Source organism: Actinocatenispora comari (genome assembly GCF_017312725.1).
GTDB lineage: Bacteria > Actinomycetota > Actinomycetes > Mycobacteriales > Micromonosporaceae > Actinocatenispora > Actinocatenispora comari.
Window position 1 is genome coordinate 1 of the sequence record NZ_BOPO01000064.1, and the last position, 19,028, is coordinate 19,028.

18 protein-coding genes are annotated in these 19,028 nt (G+C 72.7%); 8 read left to right on the forward strand and 10 right to left on the reverse strand.

Translation table 11 applies throughout. The features are described 5' to 3' along the window. Nucleotides 1-445: hypothetical protein (locus NUM_RS18315; RefSeq protein ID WP_370467014.1), on the reverse strand; the 445-nt coding region annotated here is incomplete at its 3' end. Between the two features lie 273 nt (nt 446-718). Then, nucleotides 719-871, reverse strand: coding sequence for a DUF5679 domain-containing protein (locus tag NUM_RS18320; protein ID WP_169745899.1), 153 nt, complete (start codon nt 869-871; stop codon nt 719-721). Nucleotides 872-1,439: 568 nt separating this feature from the next. Between NUM_RS18320 and NUM_RS18325 the strand changes: the two genes are divergently transcribed. Together NUM_RS18325 and NUM_RS18330 are read left to right on the forward strand one after the other, a co-directional pair. Continuing rightward, the gene (locus NUM_RS18325; RefSeq protein WP_207126105.1) at nt 1,440-2,036 is read left to right on the forward strand and encodes a M48 family metallopeptidase; all 597 of its coding nucleotides are present in this window, start codon (nt 1,440-1,442) and stop codon (nt 2,034-2,036) included. Beyond that, nucleotides 2,033-2,668 (forward strand): hypothetical protein, encoded by a 636-nt coding sequence (locus tag NUM_RS18330; RefSeq protein WP_207126106.1) that lies wholly within the window; start codon nt 2,033-2,035, stop codon nt 2,666-2,668. The genes NUM_RS18325 and NUM_RS18330 overlap by 4 nt, the downstream gene beginning before the upstream one ends. Nucleotides 2,669-2,782: 114 nt before the next feature. On the opposite strand, the gene NUM_RS18335 is transcribed toward NUM_RS18330, so the two are convergent. After that, a complete protein-coding gene (locus tag NUM_RS18335) occupies nt 2,783-3,682 on the reverse strand; it encodes a LysR family transcriptional regulator (RefSeq protein WP_207126107.1) in 900 nt (299 codons plus the stop codon). A 74-nt stretch (nt 3,683-3,756) separates the two neighbouring features. Here NUM_RS18335 and NUM_RS18340 point away from each other — a divergent pair, with 74 nt between their 5' ends. Continuing rightward, nucleotides 3,757-4,770, forward strand: a complete 1,014-nt coding sequence (locus tag NUM_RS18340; RefSeq protein WP_207126108.1) for a DMT family transporter — start codon at nt 3,757-3,759, stop codon at nt 4,768-4,770. Here NUM_RS18340 and bcp read toward each other — a convergent pair. Both bcp and NUM_RS18350 read right to left on the reverse strand, forming a co-directional pair. Continuing rightward, complete coding sequence (gene bcp, locus NUM_RS18345) at nt 4,679-5,152, reverse strand: thioredoxin-dependent thiol peroxidase (RefSeq protein WP_207126109.1); 474 nt, start codon at nt 5,150-5,152, stop codon at nt 4,679-4,681. The genes NUM_RS18340 and bcp overlap by 92 nt on opposite strands. A gap of 93 nt (nt 5,153-5,245) precedes the next feature. Then, nucleotides 5,246-5,848 carry a DUF7144 family membrane protein gene (locus NUM_RS18350; protein ID WP_207126110.1) on the reverse strand — a complete coding sequence of 201 codons (603 nt, stop codon included), beginning with the start codon at nt 5,846-5,848 and terminating at the stop codon, nt 5,246-5,248. Between the two features lie 213 nt (nt 5,849-6,061). On the opposite strand from NUM_RS18350, the gene NUM_RS18355 reads away from it, so the two are divergent. Continuing rightward, complete coding sequence (locus tag NUM_RS18355; RefSeq protein WP_207126111.1) at nt 6,062-6,733, forward strand: GAP family protein; 672 nt, start codon at nt 6,062-6,064, stop codon at nt 6,731-6,733. Nucleotides 6,734-6,772: 39 nt separating this feature from the next. Here the strand turns inward: NUM_RS18355 and NUM_RS18360 are convergent, their stop codons facing one another. From NUM_RS18360 to NUM_RS18370, 3 genes are all read right to left on the reverse strand, one after another. After that, nucleotides 6,773-8,587 (reverse strand): alkyl/aryl-sulfatase, encoded by a 1,815-nt coding sequence (locus tag NUM_RS18360; RefSeq protein ID WP_207126112.1) that lies wholly within the window; start codon nt 8,585-8,587, stop codon nt 6,773-6,775. Between the two features lie 165 nt (nt 8,588-8,752). Next, nucleotides 8,753-9,478 carry a DsbA family protein gene (locus NUM_RS18365; RefSeq protein WP_207126113.1) on the reverse strand — a complete coding sequence of 242 codons (726 nt, stop codon included), beginning with the start codon at nt 9,476-9,478 and terminating at the stop codon, nt 8,753-8,755. Beyond that, nucleotides 9,471-10,034, reverse strand: coding sequence for a MauE/DoxX family redox-associated membrane protein (locus tag NUM_RS18370; RefSeq protein ID WP_225918672.1), 564 nt, complete (start codon nt 10,032-10,034; stop codon nt 9,471-9,473). The genes NUM_RS18365 and NUM_RS18370 overlap by 8 nt, the downstream gene beginning before the upstream one ends. Before the next feature lie 330 nt (nt 10,035-10,364). Between NUM_RS18370 and NUM_RS18375 the strand changes: the two genes are divergently transcribed. From NUM_RS18375 to NUM_RS18385, 3 genes are all read left to right on the forward strand, one after another. Continuing rightward, nucleotides 10,365-12,467 carry a copper resistance protein CopC gene (locus NUM_RS18375; protein WP_207126114.1) on the forward strand — a complete coding sequence of 701 codons (2,103 nt, stop codon included), beginning with the start codon at nt 10,365-10,367 and terminating at the stop codon, nt 12,465-12,467. A gap of 35 nt (nt 12,468-12,502) precedes the next feature. Further along, complete coding sequence (locus NUM_RS18380; RefSeq protein ID WP_207126115.1) at nt 12,503-13,210, forward strand: YcnI family protein; 708 nt, start codon at nt 12,503-12,505, stop codon at nt 13,208-13,210. Nucleotides 13,211-13,328: 118 nt separating this feature from the next. Beyond that, nucleotides 13,329-15,200 (forward strand): glycoside hydrolase family 15 protein, encoded by a 1,872-nt coding sequence (locus NUM_RS18385; protein ID WP_207126116.1) that lies wholly within the window; start codon nt 13,329-13,331, stop codon nt 15,198-15,200. Between the two features lie 334 nt (nt 15,201-15,534). Here the strand turns inward: NUM_RS18385 and NUM_RS18390 are convergent, their stop codons facing one another. After that, a complete protein-coding gene (locus NUM_RS18390) occupies nt 15,535-16,641 on the reverse strand; it encodes a mandelate racemase/muconate lactonizing enzyme family protein (RefSeq protein ID WP_207126117.1) in 1,107 nt (368 codons plus the stop codon). A 75-nt stretch (nt 16,642-16,716) separates the two neighbouring features. Between NUM_RS18390 and NUM_RS18395 the strand changes: the two genes are divergently transcribed. Then, the gene (locus NUM_RS18395; protein WP_207126118.1) at nt 16,717-17,898 is read left to right on the forward strand and encodes an ROK family protein; all 1,182 of its coding nucleotides are present in this window, start codon (nt 16,717-16,719) and stop codon (nt 17,896-17,898) included. 32 nt (nt 17,899-17,930) lie between these two features. Here NUM_RS18395 and NUM_RS18400 read toward each other — a convergent pair whose 3' ends face one another. After that, a complete protein-coding gene (locus tag NUM_RS18400; RefSeq protein ID WP_207126119.1) occupies nt 17,931-19,022 on the reverse strand; it encodes a serine hydrolase domain-containing protein in 1,092 nt (363 codons plus the stop codon). Nucleotides 19,023-19,028 lie beyond the last annotated feature (6 nt).

Genomic DNA, 19,028 nt, shown 5'->3' on the forward strand with positions numbered 1-19,028 from the left:
CCGCGGCGAGCAGCGCGGCGGTGGGCGCGGTGAGCCGGCTGCGGCCGACGAGGATCACCCGCGCCCGGCGGCGGTGGGCCAGCGCGCGGGCGGGGGAGACCGTGCTCGACAGCCGCATCGACAGCGCGGCCGCCTCGGGCTCCAGGCGTCGCCGGGTCGCCGGCGCGAGCCGGCCGGGAAGCAGGCTGCTCGCGTCGCGCAGCAGCCCGCGCTCGGTCAGCGCGCGCAGCAGCCGGTCGAGCTCGTCGGTGTCGAAGCCGAGCCGGGCCGCCTCCTGTCGGAGCGAGCTCTCGGTGTGCCGGCCGTCGAGCAGCTTCAACAGCCGGGCCACCGGCGACCGGCCGGAGTGCAGGACCAGCGAACGGGCGCCGGACAGGCCCACCTGGATCGAACGGCGGTCACGGTGCAGCGGTGTCACGGTCGGCAGCAGCATGGGTCGCTTCATGCCGTCCACGGTGCTTCGTCGGTGCTCGACGTGGTCGGGTTATCCACAGTCCGTACGCGACGATCGCCGGTTGTCCACAGAAATCACCGGGTTGTCCACAGGAATCCGGTGCGTCCTGTCGCCGTTCCGACACCCGTACCGGGCCCCAGGCCGGCGCGGAACGGGCCGGACACGCAAAAGACCGGAGGCGCCGGGTGGCACCTCCGGTCTCGAGCGAAACGTCGGTACGAACGGATCCGTACCGTCGGCACGGGCTCGCCCGCGCCCGGTGGATCAGGCCTTGCCCAGGATCCGGTTCATCTTCGTGCCGCAAACCGGGCACGGGCCCTTGGCCATCCGGCGACCGGAGTCGCTGACCGACACCTCGCCCTCGAAGTCCCGCTTCTCCTTGCACTTAACGCAGTAGCCGTTGTAAGTCTCGGCCACGGTGCCCCTCCTCGTGTTGTCCCGGCGCTGCCGGATCGCAGCTCCGGCCCGGCGCGGACCCTACCCAGCGAGGCTGCCCTCCCCCTCGCACCGCGCGGTGCGTGTGAGGAACGCGACCTCGGAGCCGGACGGCCCCGCACAAACCAGCAATCACCAACTGTGTGTGGACGAGGACTAAGAGTACGGGTAGCGGTTCGCCGCGCCGCGCCCGGACGCCACCCTGGCCGCGTTGCCGCCCCCGGCCGGTGCCGACCGCGCCCTACGCCGGATCCGACGATGCCGCGCCGCTCGCGACCCGGCCCCCCGCACCGACTCGTCACGGTCGGTGCGAGATCCCGGCGCGACGACGCATCCGCCACCTTCCCCGAGCGCCGGAACGTGCACCGGCCGGGATCTCGTCGCCCCTGACGCTAAGCGGACCGCAAGGCGAGGTCAACGCGCCGCGCGCGAGGAAATCCGGAAAACCAGCCGGTAACGCACCCGTACGGTGCGAAAGCCGTACCGGCTTCGGGCGGTACCACGGTGTCGCAACTGGTCCCGGGGCCTCCGGGCCGGATAGCGTGCGAGCGTGACCGAGCACAGCGGCCCGCCGCCGGGGCCCGACATCGAGGTGCGGCGCAGCGCGCGCCGGCGCAGCACGGTCTCCGCCTACCGCGACGGGGAGCGCGTCGTGGTGCTCATCCCGGCCCGGTTCAGCGCCCGCGAGGAGCGCGAGTGGGTCGACCGGATGGTGCAGCGGCTGGAGCGGCGGGAACGCCGCACCCCGCGCAGCGACGACCAGCTGCTGGCACGGGCCGGTGGGCTCGCCCGGCGGTACCTGCCGGACCATCCGGCGGTGGCGGTGCCGGCGAGCGTGCGCTGGGTCGGCAACCAGAACGGCCGGTGGGGCTCGTGCACGCCGGCCGACCGGACCATCCGGTTGTCCACCCGGTTGGCGGGAATGCCCGACTGGGTGGTCGACTACGTGCTGTTCCACGAGCTGTGCCATCTGGTCGTCGCCGGCCACGACGCCCGGTTCTGGGAGCTGATGGCGCGCTACCCGCGCACCGAGCGGGCCCGCGGCTTCCTGGAGGGCGTGTCGGCCACCGCCGGCCTGTCGCTGCACGACACCGACGACGAGCCGAGCGAGTCGCTGGAACCGGCGCCGCGGGAGGAGGTCGGATGACCGAGCGCTGCGTGCTGGTGCTGCTCGACCCGCCCGGCTGGGCGCCGCCCGGGGTGCCGGCGCAGGCGTGGCGGCGGGCACTCGCCGAGGACGTGGTCGACCTGCTCGCCCCGCTGGCCGAGGTCGACGTCGCGCTGGCCGCCACCGCGGCCGACCGGCCGCTGGCCGAGGCGATCCGCTGGCCCACCACCCCGGTGTACGAGATCGCCGCGGCGCGGCCGGTCGCGGCGCTCGCCGCGGCGGCTCAGGCCGGGTACCGGCAGGCGGCGGTGCTGCCGGCCGATCTGCCGGACCTGCCCGGGTTGCTGATCGGCAAGCTGTTCCGGGCGCTGTCCGACCGGGCCGTCGCGGCCGCGCCCCGGCTGCCGGACCGGGCCGACCTGGCCGCGCTGGCCAGCCGGCTGCCGGTACCGGAATGGCTGGTCACGGCCGATCCGGCGCTGACCGGTACGGACCAGGCCGGGCTGCGCGCCGCCGGCCGCACGGTGCCCGGCGCGCCGCCGCACGGCGACGTCGCGGCCTGCCCGGGCTGGCACCGGCTGCGCGGTCCGGCGGACCTGGCCCGGCTCGACGAGAGCCTGGAGGGCTGGGAGGCCACCCGCGCCCTGCTCGCCACCGGCGCGGTGCGCTGAGCTCGCCGCGACGGCCGGACGCGGCACACCGCTCGGCCGCCGATCCGGCCTCGGCAGCCACGCTGATCAGCGCCCGGCCGCTGGTGCGCTGATCCGGCCGCGGGGCGACGCGGGTCAGGCCGCCCGGGCGTGCGTGCGGAGCAGGTCGAGCAGGCCGCGCAGGGCCGGTCGGCGTTCGGTGCCGGTGCGCCAGGCGACGTAGCAGCGGCGCCGCAGCGTCGGCGCGACGGCGACCACGCGCACCCCGGCCGGTACCGGATCGCGGCCCATCCGGGGGATGACCGCGGCGCCGAGGCCCGCCGCGACGAGCGCCAGCTGGGTCTGGTGCTCCTCGGCGGTGTGCGCGATGCGCGGTTCGACGCCCGCCCCGCGCAGCGTCTGGCGCAGCCAGTCGTAGCAGATCGACCCCTTGGTCCAGGCGATCCAGTCGGCGCCGGCGAGCTCGGCCAGACTCACCTGGGCACGGTCGGCCATGGGGTGGTCGGCGGGCAGGACGAGGTCGATCGGGTCGTCGAGCAGGTGCTCGCCGGACAGCCCGTCGGGCAGCGCAAGCGGCGAGTTGACCCAGTCGCCGTACAGGGCGGCGTCCAGGTCGCCGCGGGCCAGCAGCGGCAGCGAGTCGTCCATGTCGATCTCGAGCAGCTCGACCCGCAGCCGCGGGTACTGCTCGCGGGCGGCGCGCAGCAGCCGCGGCATGATGCCCCGGGCGGCGGTGGCGAACACGGCGATCGTGACGTGCCCGATGACCTGGTCGCGGTGTGCCTCCAGGTCGGCCTGTGCCTCCTCGACCAGGGACAGGATCCGCCCGGCGTGCTCGACCAGCAGCTGTGCCGCGCCGGTGAGCCGGACGCCGCGGCCCTGGGGTTCGAGCAGTTTGTGGCCGGTCTCGCGCTCCAGCTTCGCCAGTTGCTGGGAGACCGCGGACGCGGTGAGGTGCAGCGTGTCCGCGGCGGCGGTCACCGAGCCGTACGTGGCCACGGCGTGCAGGGTGTGTAACCGCTCCAGGCTCATCATTTCAGGGATGCTAACGCATTCACTGAAGAACTATTTTCTTGTCTAAACAGTCAGCCCGGACGAGCATGGGCGGCATGGTGATTCGTACGGCGCCGACCAGCGGGCTCGTCCGGTTCGGGCTGCTCGCACTGATCTGGGGGCTCAGCTTCCTGTTCATCAAGCTCGGCGACGAGGGGTTCAGCCCGATCCAGGTGACGCTGGGCCGGCTCCTGTTCGGGGCCGGCACGCTGCTGCTGATCCTGCTGGTACGCCGGGACCGGCTGCCGCGCGGCCGGCGGGTCTGGTTCCACCTGGCGGTGGCCGGGCTGATCCTGAACGCGATCCCGTTCAGCCTGTTCGCCTACGCCGAGCAGCACACCTCGTCCACCCTGGCCGGCATCTGCAACGCGACGACTCCACTCTGGACGGTCGCGGTCGCGTTGCTGGCGCTGCCGGACGAGCGACCCGACCGGCGGCGTACCGCCGGGCTCGCGGTCGGCTTCCTCGGCGTGCTGCTGGTACTCGGCGTCTGGCGCGGCGCGATGAGCGGCGACCTGCTCGGCGCCGGGATGGCGCTCGGCGCGGCCGCCTGCTACGGCGTCGGCTGGGTGTACCTGCGGCGCTTCCTCGCCGGTACGCCGAACTCGGCCCTCGCGCTGTCGGCCGGTCAGCTGCTCGCCGCGGCGGTCGAGGTCGCTCTCGTCGCGCCGCTGCTCACCGGCCTGCCGCGGCACGTCGCGCCGCTGCCGCTGCTCGCCGTCGCCGCGCTCGGCACGTTCGGCACCGGCATCGCCTACGTCCTGCAGTACGGGCTGATCCGGGACGGCGGCGCGGTGCTCGCCGCGACCGTCACTTACCTGATCCCGATCGTCGCGGCGGCGGCGGGCATCGGCCTGCTGCACGAGCACCTCAGCTGGAACCAGCCGGTCGGTGCCCTGGTGGTCCTGGCCGGTGCGGCGCTCTCGCAGCTGCGGCCGCGCCGACCGGCCGGGATCACGCCGGGGCGAACCGGTGGGTTCAGAGGCCGAGGTCGCGGCGCAGCTTCGCGACGTGCCCCGTCGCTCGAACGTTGTACTGCGCCAGTTCGATCCGACCCTGTTCGTCGATGACGAAGGTGGACCGGATGACGCCCTGCACCACCCGGCCGTAGTTCTTCTTCTCGCCGAACGCGCCGTAGGCCGACAGCACCTTCTTCTCCGGGTCCGAGACCAGCGGGAAGGTCAGGCCGTCGCGCTCCCGGAACTTCGCCAGCTTGGCCGGCTGGTCCGGGGAGATGCCGACCACCTGGTAGCCGGCCGCGGCCAGCGAGTCGAGCGAGTCGCGGAAGTCGCAGGCCTGCTTGGTGCAGCCCGGGGTCATCGCCGCCGGGTAGGCGTAGAGGATCACCTTCCGGCCGCGCAGCGCGGACAGCGTCAGCTGATCGCCGTCGTCGGTGGGCAACGTGAAGTCGGGCGCCGCGTCGCCCTGGGCCAGCCGTACCTGTTCAGTCATGGCCCGAGCCTAGCCGCGACGCCCGACCGTGGGGCGGTGCTGTCTCGACGGTCCTGGCCGGAAGGTGTCGACCGTCCTTGCGGCCAGGACCTCTCAGGTGTCGGCGCGGTGCTCCGGCACGATGTGCGCGTCGGCCGCGGTGTCGCGCGCCTGCTGGGTGGCCGCGTGCCGCGGCGCGTCGGTACCGCCGGTGGCCCGGCTCGGCGCGTCGGCGTCGGCCGCGGTGCGGGCCGGTGCGCCCACGTTGCGCTGCGGCCACTTCTCCGCGCCGCCGCCGGTCGCCTGCCAGTCCTCGCGGCGCGAGGCGGTCCGGCTGTTGATGACCGTGGCCAGCGACCAGATCACGAACACGTTCGCGGCGATCACCACGATCGACCAGATCGGGTAGTGCGGCAGGAAGAAGAAGTTGTTGATCGCCGACAGGCCGGCCAGCGCGATCGCGGTCACCGCCGCCCAGCCGGCGCCGCCGAACAGGGCGATGCCCACCAGGACGAGCAACACGCCGAGCACCAGATGGACCCAGCCCCAGGCGGTCGTGTCCAGATCGAACAGGTAGTTGTTCGTGGCCACGTAGAACTGGTTCTTCACGATCCCGACGACGCCCATGATCGCCTCGAAAACGCCGATCATCACCATCATCGTCGCCGCGAACACCGACCCGGCCATCGCCAGGCCGGCGTGCTGTGAACGCGCCATGGCTCCCCCTGAAAAATCGGTCCTGCTTCGACGCTACGGTGCCTCCGACGCCCACCGACCCGATCCGCGAAACTCGGCTGTCGGTTTGCGCGGTTGCTGACCCGATGCGCGGTAATCACCGATGCCGCGACGATCGTGGTTCGGCCCAGCCAAGCCGGATCGATCATCTATTGTCCAAAGTAGACACTTTGCCGGCGGGAGCGGGAGGGCCACGTGCGCGAGGTGATCGGGGACATCCTGCCGCTTGCCCTGACCGTCGCGATCAGTCCGATCCCGATCGTCGCGGTGATTCTCACCCTGCTCGCGCCGCGGGCCGGTGGGGCGAGCCTCGGGTTCCTGCTCGGCTGGCTCGCCGGCATCGTGGTGGTCAGCGTGGTCGTGGTCATGATCGCCTCCGCGATCGGGCTGAGCGGCCACGGCAGCGGCTCGACCGCCGGCGCGATCGTCAAGCTGGTCCTCGGTGCCGGCGCCGTGCTGCTGGCCGGCCGGCAGTGGCGGTCCCGGCCCCGTCCGGGCGCGGAACCGAAGGCGCCCAAGTGGATGGCGGCCATCGACACGATGACGCTGCCCAAGGCCGCAGGGCTGGCGTTCCTGCTCTCCGGGGTGAACCCGAAGAACCTCGCGATGATCCTCGCCGCCGGAGTCTCGATCGGCTCGGCCGACCTGGCGATCGGGCAGATCGTGGTGGTCGTCGCGATCTTCACCGTGCTCGCCGGCTGCACCGTCGCGCTGCCGGTGCTCGCGTACGCGGTGGCGCGGGAGCGGGCGCGCGGTGCCCTCACCGAGCTGCGCACCTGGCTGGTGGCGCACAACGCCGCGGTGATGACCGCGGTACTCGGCCTGATCGGGGTCGTCCTGATCGGCAAGGGAATCGCCGGCCTGTGACGTCCGTGGAACCGTTGCCCCGCAACGGTTCCACGGACGTCAGGGAGTGACGATCGGGAACGCCGGGTCCGGCCGGTCGAGCAGCGACTGGAGCCGCCCGAGTACCGCGGAGTCGCCGTCGACGCCCACCCCGGTGAGCACGGCACCGTCGCCGAGCAGGCCGAGCAGCTGCCGCCTGGTCAGGCTCAGGGTCAGGTCGGCGCCGGCCCCTGGCTCGTCCAGCGGCCAGTGGCTGAGCGCGCCGTTCGACAGCTGCATCCGGTACCACTGCCGGGAATCGGTCAGCTGCCAGTCGATCGTGAACGCCTCCTCGGCGGCGCGCGGGCCGTCCAGCCGGATCGCGATCGAGTCGAACAGCTGCTCGACGGTGAGCGCCGCGAGCATGCCGGCCGAGTCGACCTGGTGGCCGGGCTGGATGCCGTGCCGCAGCTCCTGCGCACCGACCAGGTAGAAGTTGCGCCAGGTACCGTTCTCGGCGCCGAACCCGAGCCGCTCGTACACGTCGGCCAGCTGCGCCTTCGCCGCGGTGTCGGTGGGGTCGGCGAACACCGCATGGTTGAGCAGCGTCGCCGCGAACCGCAGGTCACCGTCGTCGGCGTACCGCTTGGCGACGGCCACCGTGGCGGCCACCCCGCCGAGGCAGTCCACGTACCGCTTCGACTGCTCCGTCGGCGGATGCTCCCACAGGTGTGCCGGATTGCCGTCGAACCAGCCGAGATAGCGCTGGTAGATCGCCTTGACGTTGTGGCTGACCGAACCGTAGTAGCCGCGGGCGTGCCAGGCGGTGGCGAGCGCCGGCGGCAGCTCGATGCGCTCGGCGATCTCGCTGCCCACCAGCCCCTGGTTGAGCAGTCGCAGCGTCTGGTCGTGCAGGTAGGTGTACAGGTCGCGCTGCTCGGTGAGGTAGCCGACGATGTTCTCCCGGCCCCAGGTCGGCCAGTGGTGCGAGGCGAACGCGACGTCCGCCCGGTCCGCGTACCGCACGATCGCCTCGTTGAGGTAGCGCGCCCAGACCCGGGCGTCGCGCACCACCGCGCCGCGCAGGGTGAGGATGTTGTGCAGGTTGTGCGTGGCGTTCTCGGCCAGGCACAGCGCCCGGCGCTGCGGGAACAGGAAGTTCATCTCCGCCGGCGCCTCGGTGCCGGGGGTGCACTGGAACTCGATCTCCACCCCGTCCAGCGTCTCGGTCTGGCCGGTGTGCGTGACGTCCACAGTGGGCGGTCGCAGCCCGACCGTGCCCTGCGAGGCCGTCTGCCCCAGCCCGGTGCCGATCAACCCGGTCGGACCGGGCGGCAGCGACGCCCCGGTGTGGTAGACGCCGCGGCGCAGCATCGCGGTACCGGCGTAGACGTTCTCCGACACGGCATGCTCCAGGAACCCCGCCGGCGCGACGATCGGTACGTCGTCGTCGGGCCCGAGCACGCCGTCGATGCCGCCGAAGTGGTCGATGTGCGAGTGCGTGTGGATCACCGCGGTCACCGGGCGCTCGCCGCGATGCCGTCGGTACAGCGCGAGCGCGGCGGTGGCCACCTCCGCCGACACCAGCAGGTCGATCACGATCACCCCGGTGTCTCCCTCGACCAGGGTCATGTTCGACAGGTCGAGCCCGCGCACCTGGTAGATGCCGTCGGTGACCTCGTAGAGCCCGTGCCGGGCGCACAGCTGGGACTGCCGCCACAGGCTCGGGTTCGCCGTGTCCGGGCAGTCGTCGGCGAGGAAGCCGAACGCGTCGTTGTTCCACACCTGGTGGCCGTGCGCATCGGTGACGACACAGGGCTCCAGGGCGCCGATCCGGCCCCGGTCGGCGTTCTCGAAGTCGGTCCGGTCCTGGTACGGCAGCTCGTCGGTGCCCATCTCGCCCCCCCGTGGTCCTGCCTGGAGCGTACGAAGGGCGGGACGGTGGCGAGCGGGTTTCCGGCAGACGCCCCCGGATCGCCGCGGGTCGGGTAGCGGTGGGCCCGCCGGCTCCCGAACGCGGCGTCGGGGCGTCGGGGCGTCGGGGCGTCAGGGTGTCGGGGCTCAGCCCGCCGCGTTGATCGCGTTCGTCACGGCGCTGACCGAGGCGTCGACCTGCTTGCCGTCCACGAACACGGTCGGGGTCTGCTGCACGCCCTTCGCCTGCGCGGCGTTGGACACGTGCGTCACCCACTTCGCGTACTTCTGCGAGGTCACGCACTTGTCGAAGGTGGCGCCGGTGATGCCGGCACCGTGCGCGATCGAGAGGATCTGCTGGTTGGTCAGGCCCTTGCTGTTCTCCGCCGGCTGCTTGCCGAAGATCGCCGAGGTGAAGTCGGGCAGCTTCTTCGCGTCCGCGGCGCACCCGGCCGCCGCGGCCGACCGGGTGGAGTATTCGGTGCCGGACGAGTACCGGTTCAGGTAGTTGAGCGGGTGGTAGGTCAGGGTGATCGTGTTGTTGCCGGAGAAGTCGTTGAGCGGGCCGGCCGCCAGCGTCTCGAACTCCTTGCAGTGCGGGCACATGTAGTCGAGGTAGATGTCGACGTCGACGCCGCCGTTGCTGACCGGCACGCCCAGGTCGGTGCGGGTCGCACCGACCGGCATCGCGTACGACTGGGCGGCTTGGGCGTTGCGGTGGCTCAGGTAGATCGCGCCGGTCACGCCGCCGGCGAGCAGCACCGCCAGCACCGCCACCGCGGAGATCCAGATGGTCCGGCGCCGGCGGCGTTCGGCCGCCTGCTGGGCCCGGATCAGCTGGTTCGCGCGCTTCTGCCCCTTGCGACTACTCATCGTCGTCCTCGTCGTCGTCCACCGCCGGAACGGGCGGGAACAGCACCGAGTCCAGCGAGAACCGGGACCGCGACCACCAGAACACCAACAGCGCCAGCAGCACGAAGCCTATGTCTCGCACGATGTCGAGCCCGTAGGTGGTGGACTGGTCGGCGCCGAGCGCCCCGCCGGAGGAGAAGCAGCCGCAGTCGATGCGCAGCCCGCGGGCCCAGACCGAGATGATGCCGCCGATGTAGATGAGGAACAGCACCGCGGAGGCGGCCGCCATCACCCGCACCGCGATGCCGACCAGCAGCGCCACCCCCAGCAGCACCTCGATGATCGGCTGCGCCGACCCGATCACGGTGGACAGCCAGTACGGGAACAGCTTGTACGCGGCGACCGAGCTCACCGACTGGGACAGGTCGACGATCTTGGTGCCGCCGGAGACCAGCCAGACCACCGACAGGCCGAGCCGGAGCACCAGTGCGACCCAGGAGCCGACCTGGGTGCGGTCGAACCGCAGCCAGTAGGCGGGTGAGCGGGGATCCATCGGCGTCGCCTGTTCGAACGTCATCTGCTGACCGTCCCGGGTCCTAGGTTGGTGGCTTCTAACTTGCCATGACCACACGGAGTGCGTCGACATGCTCAACGCGTCCGGGCGCCACACGTGACCGGATTGTTCGAATCCGGTCCGGGTACCGCCCTGCATCGGACGGGCCGGCCGCCGGCGCGGCTCCGTTCGCGCGCTATCGTGTGAGCCACGTCACGTCGGGAACCGCGCCGGCGGACCCGACGACAGTACTGGCATGAGGTGTGGCGAGGGGTGGACCGCGGCGGTCGGCGCGATCCCGGGGCCGGCGCGGGTCGGCCGGCGGGCGTGGTGCGGCCGGTCGGCAGGGGAGTCGTGACCGCGATCCGGACGAGGGTGCACATCTCGGCTTCGCCCCGCTCCGCCCGCCGCCGCGCGCTCGGACTCCTGCTTGCGGCCGTGGTGGCCGCGCTCGCGGTACTGCTGCCGGCCGGGCCGGCGAGCGCGCACGCGGTGCTGCTGCGTACCGACCCGGGCAGTGGCTCGATCGTGCAGGACACCCCGACGCGCGTCACGCTGACGTTCAACGAGCCGGTGCAACTGGTCCCGGCCGACATCGGGGTGGTCGCGCCGACCGGGGCGAAGGTCGGCGGCACGCCCACGCTGACGCACGACGGCACGGTGCTGTCGATCCCGCTGTCCGAGCGGCTGCCCAAGGGCACCTTCCTCGTCACCTACCGGATCATCTCGGCCGACAGCCATCCGGTCGCCGGCGGCTTCTCGTTCTCCATCGGTGCGCCGTCGAAGACCGCGCCGGCCGCGACCGGCGGTACCGGCGCCGCCGAGCAGCCGGTGGTCGGGGTCGCGATGCCGGTCGTGCGCTACCTCGGCTACGCCGGCATGGTGCTCGCCGTCGGCGCCGCCCTGGTACTGATCTCGCTGTGGCCGCGGCGGCTGCCACGGCGCGGGCCGGCCCGGGTGATGGGCCTCGGCGTGCTGCTGGTGGCGGTGTCCACGCTGGCCGAGGGGTACCTGCAGGTGCCGTACTCGACCGGCGGGTCGCTGACCTCGGTCGGCTACCACGATCTGGTGCAGATCATGAACAGCCGGTTCGGCTGGGCCCACCTGGCCCGGCTGATTCTGCTCGCCGCCGCGGTACCGCTGCTGTCGGTGATCGGCGCGGCCCGGCGCAACCGGCTCGGTACCGGGGAACGCGTCGCGCTCGCGGTGATGGCCGCGCTCGCCGTGTTCACCTGGGGCTACGGCGGGCACCCGAGCACCTCACCGGTGCCGTGGCTGACCGTACTGTCCGACGCGGTGCACCTCGGCGCGATCGCCGCCTGGCTGGGCGGGCTGGTGATGCTGGTGTGCTTCCTGCTGCCCCGGGCGGCGCCGCGCGAGCTCGCCGCGGTACTGCCGGTCTGGTCGCGGTGGGCCACGATCGCCGTCAGCGTGCTCGCCGCCGCCGGCATCGTGCAGGCCTGCCTGCAGCTGGGCACGCCGTCGGCGCTGGTGCAGACGCTGTACGGGCAGCTGATCATCGTCAAGGTGGTGGCCTTCGCCGCGATCCTCGCGGTCGCCTCCTACTCCCGTTCCGCCTCCCGCCGGTACGCCCTGGCCGGCCTCCCCGCCCGGCCCGCGGCCGACGCATCCGACGGCGAGGTGCCGGTCGCCGCCGGAGCGTCCGACGAGAGCGGGGTGCCGGTCGCTGGCGGAGCGTCCGACGAGGGCGAGGTGTCGGTCGCCGGCGGAGCGGGCGACGCCGCGAAGCCGGGCGATCACGTCGAACGGGCGGACGGTGCCGAGCGGACCGTGGGCGCCGAGCCGGACGACGGCGCGGGCTCGGCCGACGATCCGGACGCGACCGAGTTCACCGACCCGGTCTGGGAAGAGGTGTACGCGGCCGGGTCGGGCCACCGTGACACCGCCGAGGCGCGGAGTCCCGGCGCGCCGGCCGGCAAGCGCCTGCCCGGCGCCGCCGCCGGTGCGGAACCGGAGCCGCCGGCCGAGCCGTCCACTGTGGATCGGCGGGCGCTGTGGCGGCTGATCCTGGTGGAGCTGTGCATCGCGGCGGTCATCCTCGGCGTCACCGCGGTGCTGGTGCAGACCACACCAGCGCGGTCGGCGACCAGCGCGGCCAGCGAGGCGAAGAACCTGCCGTACTCGGCCACCCTGAACGACAAGCTGTTCAGCCTGCAGGTGCAGCTCGACCCGGCCCGCACCGGGAAGAACACCCTGCACGCCATCGCGTACCACCCGGACGACGGCAGCCCGGTACGGGTGCGCCAGTGGAAGGTGACCGCGAGCCTGCCCAGCGCCGGCATCGGCCCGATCACGATCCCGACCGAGGCGATCACCGACAACCACGCGATCGCCGACGTGGCGCTGCCGAAGGCCGGCAACTGGAAGTTCTCGTTCACGCTGCGAATCTCCGAGATCGACGAGTCGACCGTCACGACCACGGTGCCGGTGCGCTGACGTCGATTCACAGTGGACTGTTCGAAAGGGACAAGATGAAGCGCAAGAAGCTGCTGTTGTCGGTGCTCGCCGGGGTGGTCGGCGCGCTCGCCGTGGCGGCGCCGGCCGCGGCGCACGTCACCGTCAACCCCAGTACCGCCGAGCCGGGCGGCTATGCCCGGGTGGCGTTCCGGGTGCCGACCGAGTCGGACACCGCGAGCACCACCAAGCTCGTGGTGTACCTGCCGACCGATCACCCGGTGGCGTCGGTCAGCGTCCAGCCGGTACCGGGCTGGAAGGCGGTGCTGCACAAGGCGAAGCTGGCCAAACCGCTGACCACCGAGGGCGGCAACGTGACCGAGGCGGTCGACCGCATCACCTGGACCGCGCAGTCGGGTGCCGCGATCGAACCGGGGCAGTTCCAGGAGTTCCCGGTCAGCCTCGGGCCGCTGCCGAAGTCCGGCACGATGACGTTCAAGGCGCTGCAGACCTACTCCGACGGCAAGGTGGTGCGCTGGATCCAGACCGGCAGCAGCGACAGCGAGCTGGAGAACCCGGCGCCGGTACTGACCCTGGCCGCGAGCGGCGCACCGGGTGCGCCGGCCGCCACCCCGACCAAGGCCGCGGCGGCCGGGAAGAGCGACGGGCCGAGCTCCGGTACGGCGCTGACCGTCGGGGTGATCGGGCTGGTCGCCGGGCTGGCCGGGCTGGCGCTGGGCGGTGTCGCGTTCACCCGCTCCCGCCGCGCCGAGGACACCCACTAGGGGCGGCGCGGCGCAACGCGTCGCCCGCCGCGTGCTCGGCGCCCGGGGCGGGTCCGCCGCATCCGGTCGGGACACGCGGTGACCTGCGACGCGGGCGTCGAGGGGACAGAATGGTGTCATGCCATTGCCCATCGAGAACTATGCCTTGATCGGTGACACCCATTCCGCCGCCCTGATCGGCACGGACGGGTCGATCGACTGGCTGTGCCTGCCCCGGTTCGACTCGCCCGGTGTGTTCAGCGCGCTGCTCGGCGGCCCGTCCGACGGCCGCTGGCAGCTCTGCCCGGTCGGCGAGATCACGTCGGTGCACCGACGGTACCGGGACGAGACGATGGTGCTGGAAACCGACTTCGTGACCCCGACGGGCCGGGTCCGGGTCATCGACTTCATGCCGGTGCGGGACCGTCGCGCCGACGTGATGCGCGTCGTCGAGGGCGTCGACGGCACGGTCGAGATGCGGATGGAGTGGGTCATCCGGTTCGACTACGGCGAGATCGTGCCGTGGGTGCAGCGGCGGCTCGACGCCCAGGGGCAGCCGGCGATCACCGCCATCGGCGGGCCGGACGCGGTCTGCCTGCGCGGCGATCCGCTGCCCGAGCACGACTCCACCGATCACCGGCACACCGCCGAGTTCACCGTCACGGCGGGGGAGCGGCGCACCTTCTCGATGACCTGGTACCCGTCCTCGGACCAGACGGTGCCGACCGTGCACGACGCGGACGAGCAGCTGCCCCGCACCGAGCGGTTCTGGCGCAGCTGGGCACGCAAGTGCAAGTACCGCGGGCCGTACCGGGCGCAGGTGGTGCGTTCGGCGCTGACCCTGAAGGCGCTGACCTACGAGCCGACCGGCGGCATCGTCGCGGCACCCACCACCTCGCTGCCCGAGCAGCTCGGCGGCGAGCGCAACTGGGACTACCGCTACTGCTGGCTGCGGGACGCGTCGCTGACGCTGCGCTCGATGCTGGACCACGGGTACACGGCGGAGGCGAAGGCGTGGCGGTCCTGGCTGCTGCGTTCGGTCGCCGGCGACCCCGAGGACCTGCAGATCCTGTACGGCGTGGCCGGCGAGCGGCGGCTGTTCGAGTGGACGGTGGACACGCTCGACGGGTACCAGGGCGCCAAGCCGGTGCGGATCGGCAACGCGGCGAGCGGCCAGCTGCAGCTCGACGTGTACGGCGAGGTGCTGGACGCGCTGCACGAGGCGCGCATCGACGGGATCAAGGAGGACGACTTCTCCTGGCCGCTGCAGCTGGCGCTGGCCGACAACCTGCTGTCCAAGTGGGATCAGCCGGACAACGGGATCTGGGAGGTGCGCGGCGAGCTGCGGCACTTCACCCATTCCCGGATGATGGTGTGGGTCGCGCTCGACCGGCTGGTGCAGGCGGTCGAGGTGAGCGGGCTGCCCGGCGACGTCGAGCGCTGGCGCACGATGCGCGACGAGGTGCACGAGGAGATCCTGACCAAGGGCTGGAACGACGAGATCGGCGCGTTCACCCAGTACTACGGCGGGTCCACTGTGGACGCCGCGGTGTTGCTGATGCCGCAGATGGGTTTCCTGCCGGCCGACGACGAGCGGTTCGTCAGCACGATGGCGGTGATCGAGCGGGAGCTGCGCGACGGGCCGTTCGTCAAGCGGTACTCGACCGAGCCGACCGAGGCGGACAAGACCGCCGTGGACGGCCTGCCGCCGGGCGAGGGCGCGTTCCTGATGTGCAGCTTCTGGCTGGTCCGGGCGTACGCGATGGCCGGCCGCACCGAGGAGGCCACCGACCTGTTCGACCAGTTGCTCGGGTTGTGCAACGACGTCGGGCTGCTCGCCGAGGAGTACGACATCGAGCAGAACCGGATGCTCGGCAACTTCCCGCAGGCGTTCAGCCATCTGGCGTTGATCTCGGCCGCGCAGGCGGTCACCACGGCCGGCGCGCCGGACCGCGGTCGGGTGCGCGAGCAGGTGGACGGCCCCGGTTACGGCGAGCAGCGCAGCCGCTGAGCGGCCGCGTGCCCGGACGGCCGAAAGCCCCTGACGCCATGCGCCAGAGGCCTTCGGTTTTCCGGGCGATCCCCCCGTGGTCGGGCCGGCCGCACCGCCGGGCCGCCAACCGATCGCCGTGGTGGTCGGACCCGCCTGGTCACCACCAGGGACACGCGCCGATGATGATTGCGATGCCCACGCCAATGCCGATCAACATGGCCGCTTCCCCTCCGTTCTGTTCGCGAGGCTGACCTCACGAACACTTACGGCAACTATGAAGCTACAGCACGTGATCGGATCGGCGCGGGTCAATGGCGTAATTTCATGGTAAGAGCCGTTATGGGCGGTACGGTCATGCCGGCTCGCCGTAGCGCGCCAGCTTCTCCTCGTCGACGGTGACGCCGAGCCCGGGCCCGGCCGGTACCGGCAGGGCCGCGTCGGTGAGCGCGAACGGCTCGGTGACCAGGTCGTCCGCGTGCAGGTAGTACATCGAGTCGATCGCGTACCGCAGCGCCGGGGTGCTCGCCGCCAGCGCCAGGTGCGCCGCGGTGGAGATGCCGAGCTCGCCACCGGAGTGCAGGTTCATCCCCAGCCCGAACGTGTCGCAGTGCGCGGCGAGCGCCTTGTTCGCGGCGATGCCGCCCCACTTGAACACGTCGCCGTGGATCACGTCGACCGCGCCGGCCCGTACCGCCGGGGCGAACTCCTCGAAGCGCACCACGCACATGTTGGTGCACAAGGGAATCCCCAGCCTGGTGCGGACCGTGGCCATGCCCTCGATGCCGACGACCGGATCCTCCAAGTACTCCAGGGACAGCTCCTGCAGCGCGCCGCCGAGCCGCAGCGTGTCCGGCACCGACCAGGCCGCGTTCGGGTCCACCCGCAGCCGGATCCGCGGCAGCGCGGCCCGGATCGCCCGCAGGATCGCCACGTCGCCGTCCGGATCGGTGCTGCCCTTCAGCTTCACCGCGGTGAAGCCGTACTCGCCGACGACGGCAGCGGTGTGCTCGGCGAGCGCGCCCGGCAGGTCGGCCGGTGCGACCTCGCCGGCGTCGGCGCGGGTCACCAGCGCGGTCAGCGGCACCCGGTCGCGCACCCGGCCGCCGAGCAGCTCGTACACCGGGCGGCCGGCCGCCGTGCCGATCAGGTCCCAGCAGGCGACGTCGATGCCGGCCTTCGCCGCGTAGCCGAGGTAGCCGTGGAAGAACGGCAGCATGTGCGTGTCGGCGTGGAACCGCTCCAGCTCGTACGGGCTGCGCCCGATCAGGATCGGCGCGAGCTGGCGCACCAGGGCCGCGGTCGGCGCGCCCCACATCGTCTCGCCCCAACCGTCGACGCCCTCGTCGGTGCGCAACCGCAGCACGGTGCGGGTGTTGCCGGTCTTGGTCTCGAACGAGGAGGTGAACGCGGTGCGCATCGGCACCGTCACCACCCACACGTCGACCCCGACGATCTTCACTGCGCTGCACCCCTCGCGACGGACTACGCTGGCTTCGTATGTCAGAAGCTACTACATACACGAGGAGGGCGACGGATGAGCTCGGCCACGTTGATCTCGCCGGAACGGCTCGGAGTGCTGAACCGGATGCGGGTGCTCACCGCTCTGCACGCCGCCGGGCCGCAGAGCCGCGCCGAGCTCGCCCGTACCTTCGGGGTGTCCCGGGCCACCGTGGGGACGATCCTGCAACCGTTGCTGGACAACGGGATCCTGATCGAGACCGAACCCGCGGCAGCGTCGTCCGGCGGGCCGCGCTCCGGCGGCAAGCCGCCGCGGCCGGTCTGGTTCTCCGCGTCGGCGCCGTCGATCGGGGCGGTGGAGATCCTCCCGGGCCGGGTCCGCGCCGCGACGGTGTCGCTGACCGGCGAGATCCGTGGCCGGGCCACCGCACCGTTCGCCACCCGTACCGCCGATCCGGCCGGCTTCGCCGCGGCGCTGCGCTCCTGCTGCGCCGAGGCCTTCGCCGGTACCACCGTGGTCGGCATCGGTGTCGCCTCTGCCGGCCTGGTCGACCCGGGCCAGGGCCGGCTGGTCGAGCTCAACGCGGCGCCCGCACTCACCGGCCACCCGATCGGGGACACGCTCGCCGAGCAGCTGGCGGCGCCGGTCTACCTGGAGCATCACGCCCGGGTGCAGGCGCTGGGCGACCGCTGGTTCGGCGCCGGCCGCGGCCTCGACACGTTCGCCTCGGTGTCCACAGGGGACAGTGTCGGGGTTGGCGTGGTCCAGCAGGGTGCGGTGCTGTCCGCACCCGGCGCGGGCAGCGGGGCGCACCTGACCGTCGCCGCCGGCGGCGACCGCTGCGACTGCGGCCGGCGCGGCTGCTGGAAGACGGTCGCCACGATCGGCTGGCTGCGCCGCCGCGCCGCCGCGCTCGGTGTCCCGGGAGCCCGCGGTACGACACTGGCCCGGCTCACCGCGCGTGCCGGCCGCGGCGACCGGTCGGCGGTCCGGCTGATCGACGAGTACGCGGCGAACCTCGCGCTGGGCCTGGGCAACGTGCAGCAGCTGCTCGCACCCGGTACGTTCGTCCTGCACGGTGACGCCGCCACCGGCGGCGTGCGGTTCGCCGAGCTGGTCGCCGGTCACCTCACGGCGCACTCGCCGCACCATCCCGACGCCGTACCCACCGTGACGCTCGCCGCGGCGGGCCCGGACACCGTGCTGCTCGGTTGCGCCGGACTCGTGCTCTCCCAGGGAATGCAGCTGGTGCGCTGACCGTACGGAGCGGGCGGCCGCGCCGCCGGGCGTCAGCGGGCGGCGGCGAGGTTGTGGAACCGCCGGCGCACCGTCTCCATACCCGGCGTGTCCCGGCTCGGGTGCACCCGGTTGGTCAGCAGCACCGCGTACCGGCCGAGGGTGGGGTCGAGCCAGATGCTGGTGCCGGTGAACCCGGTGTGCCCGTAGGACTCGGGCGAGCTCAGGTCGCCGAACGGGCTGCCGTGCGGATCCCGTCCCTGCCAACCCAGCCCGCGCCGCAGGTTGAGCCGGTCGGTGTGGCCGCGGCCCATCAGCGCCAGCGTCCGCGCCGCCAGCCACTCGCCGGTCACCGTGCCGCCGCCGGACAGCACGGCGAGCGCGAGCCCCTCCAGGTCGTCCAGCGTGCCGAACAGCCCGGCGTGGCCGGCCACACCGCCCAGTACCACGGCGTTCTCGTCGTGCACGCTGCCCTGCACCACCTCGCCCCGCCACGGGCAGTGCTCGGTGGCGGCGCACCGGTCCCGGTCGCGTGCGGCGGGCCGGAACCCGGTGTCCGGCATGCCCACCGGCTCGGTCACCGCGATGGCCACCAACCGGTCCAGCGGCATGCCGGACGCTGCCTCGGCGACCTGCCCCAGCACGATGAACCCGACCGAGCTGTAGTCGACCGCGGTACCGGGTGCGGTCCGCAGCGGCAGCGCCCGTACCGCGGCGAGCAGCGACTCCCGCTCCGGGTGCCGGCGCCACAACGGTTGCCGTCCGGGCAGCCCGGAGGTGTGGGTGAGCAGCTGCTCGACGGTGACCCGGCCGAGCTCGCCGTCGGCGTACTCGGGCAGGTGCTCGGCGACGGTCTCGGCCAGCCCCAGCGCACCGCGTTCGACCAGCCACATCGTGGCCAGCGCGACCACCGGTTTGGTCACCGAGGCCCAGTCCCACAGGGTGTCCGGCCGCACCGGCGGGCCGCCCCAGGACAGCGTGCCGAGCAGGCCACGGCGCACCGGTCCGTCCAGGTTGCCGACCGACCAGGCGGCGCCGGAGAAGATGCGCTCCCGGTGCGCCACCGCCAGCAGCTCCGCCTCGCTGGCCGGAACCCCGGCCAGCGCCGCCACCGTGTCCATCGTTCCTCCGGTCGAGTCCGCCATCGCCGC

Coding starts and splice junctions, on each gene's coding strand:
- NUM_RS18330 (WP_207126106.1), top strand. CDS start 2,033: ATGACCGAGCGCTGCGTGCTGGTGCTGCTCGACCCGCCCGGCTGGGCG.
- NUM_RS18335 (WP_207126107.1), bottom strand. CDS start 3,682: ATGATGAGCCTGGAGCGGTTACACACCCTGCACGCCGTGGCCACGTAC.
- NUM_RS18340 (WP_207126108.1), top strand. CDS start 3,757: ATGGTGATTCGTACGGCGCCGACCAGCGGGCTCGTCCGGTTCGGGCTG.
- bcp (WP_207126109.1), bottom strand. CDS start 5,152: ATGACTGAACAGGTACGGCTGGCCCAGGGCGACGCGGCGCCCGACTTC.
- NUM_RS18350 (WP_207126110.1), bottom strand. CDS start 5,848: ATGGCGCGTTCACAGCACGCCGGCCTGGCGATGGCCGGGTCGGTGTTC.
- NUM_RS18360 (WP_207126112.1), bottom strand. CDS start 8,587: ATGGGCACCGACGAGCTGCCGTACCAGGACCGGACCGACTTCGAGAAC.
- NUM_RS18365 (WP_207126113.1), bottom strand. CDS start 9,478: ATGAGTAGTCGCAAGGGGCAGAAGCGCGCGAACCAGCTGATCCGGGCC.
- NUM_RS18370 (WP_225918672.1), bottom strand. CDS start 10,034: ATGACGTTCGAACAGGCGACGCCGATGGATCCCCGCTCACCCGCCTAC.
- NUM_RS18380 (WP_207126115.1), top strand. CDS start 12,503: ATGAAGCGCAAGAAGCTGCTGTTGTCGGTGCTCGCCGGGGTGGTCGGC.
- NUM_RS18385 (WP_207126116.1), top strand. CDS start 13,329: ATGCCATTGCCCATCGAGAACTATGCCTTGATCGGTGACACCCATTCC.
- NUM_RS18395 (WP_207126118.1), top strand. CDS start 16,717: ATGAGCTCGGCCACGTTGATCTCGCCGGAACGGCTCGGAGTGCTGAAC.
- NUM_RS18400 (WP_207126119.1), bottom strand. CDS start 19,022: ATGGCGGACTCGACCGGAGGAACGATGGACACGGTGGCGGCGCTGGCC.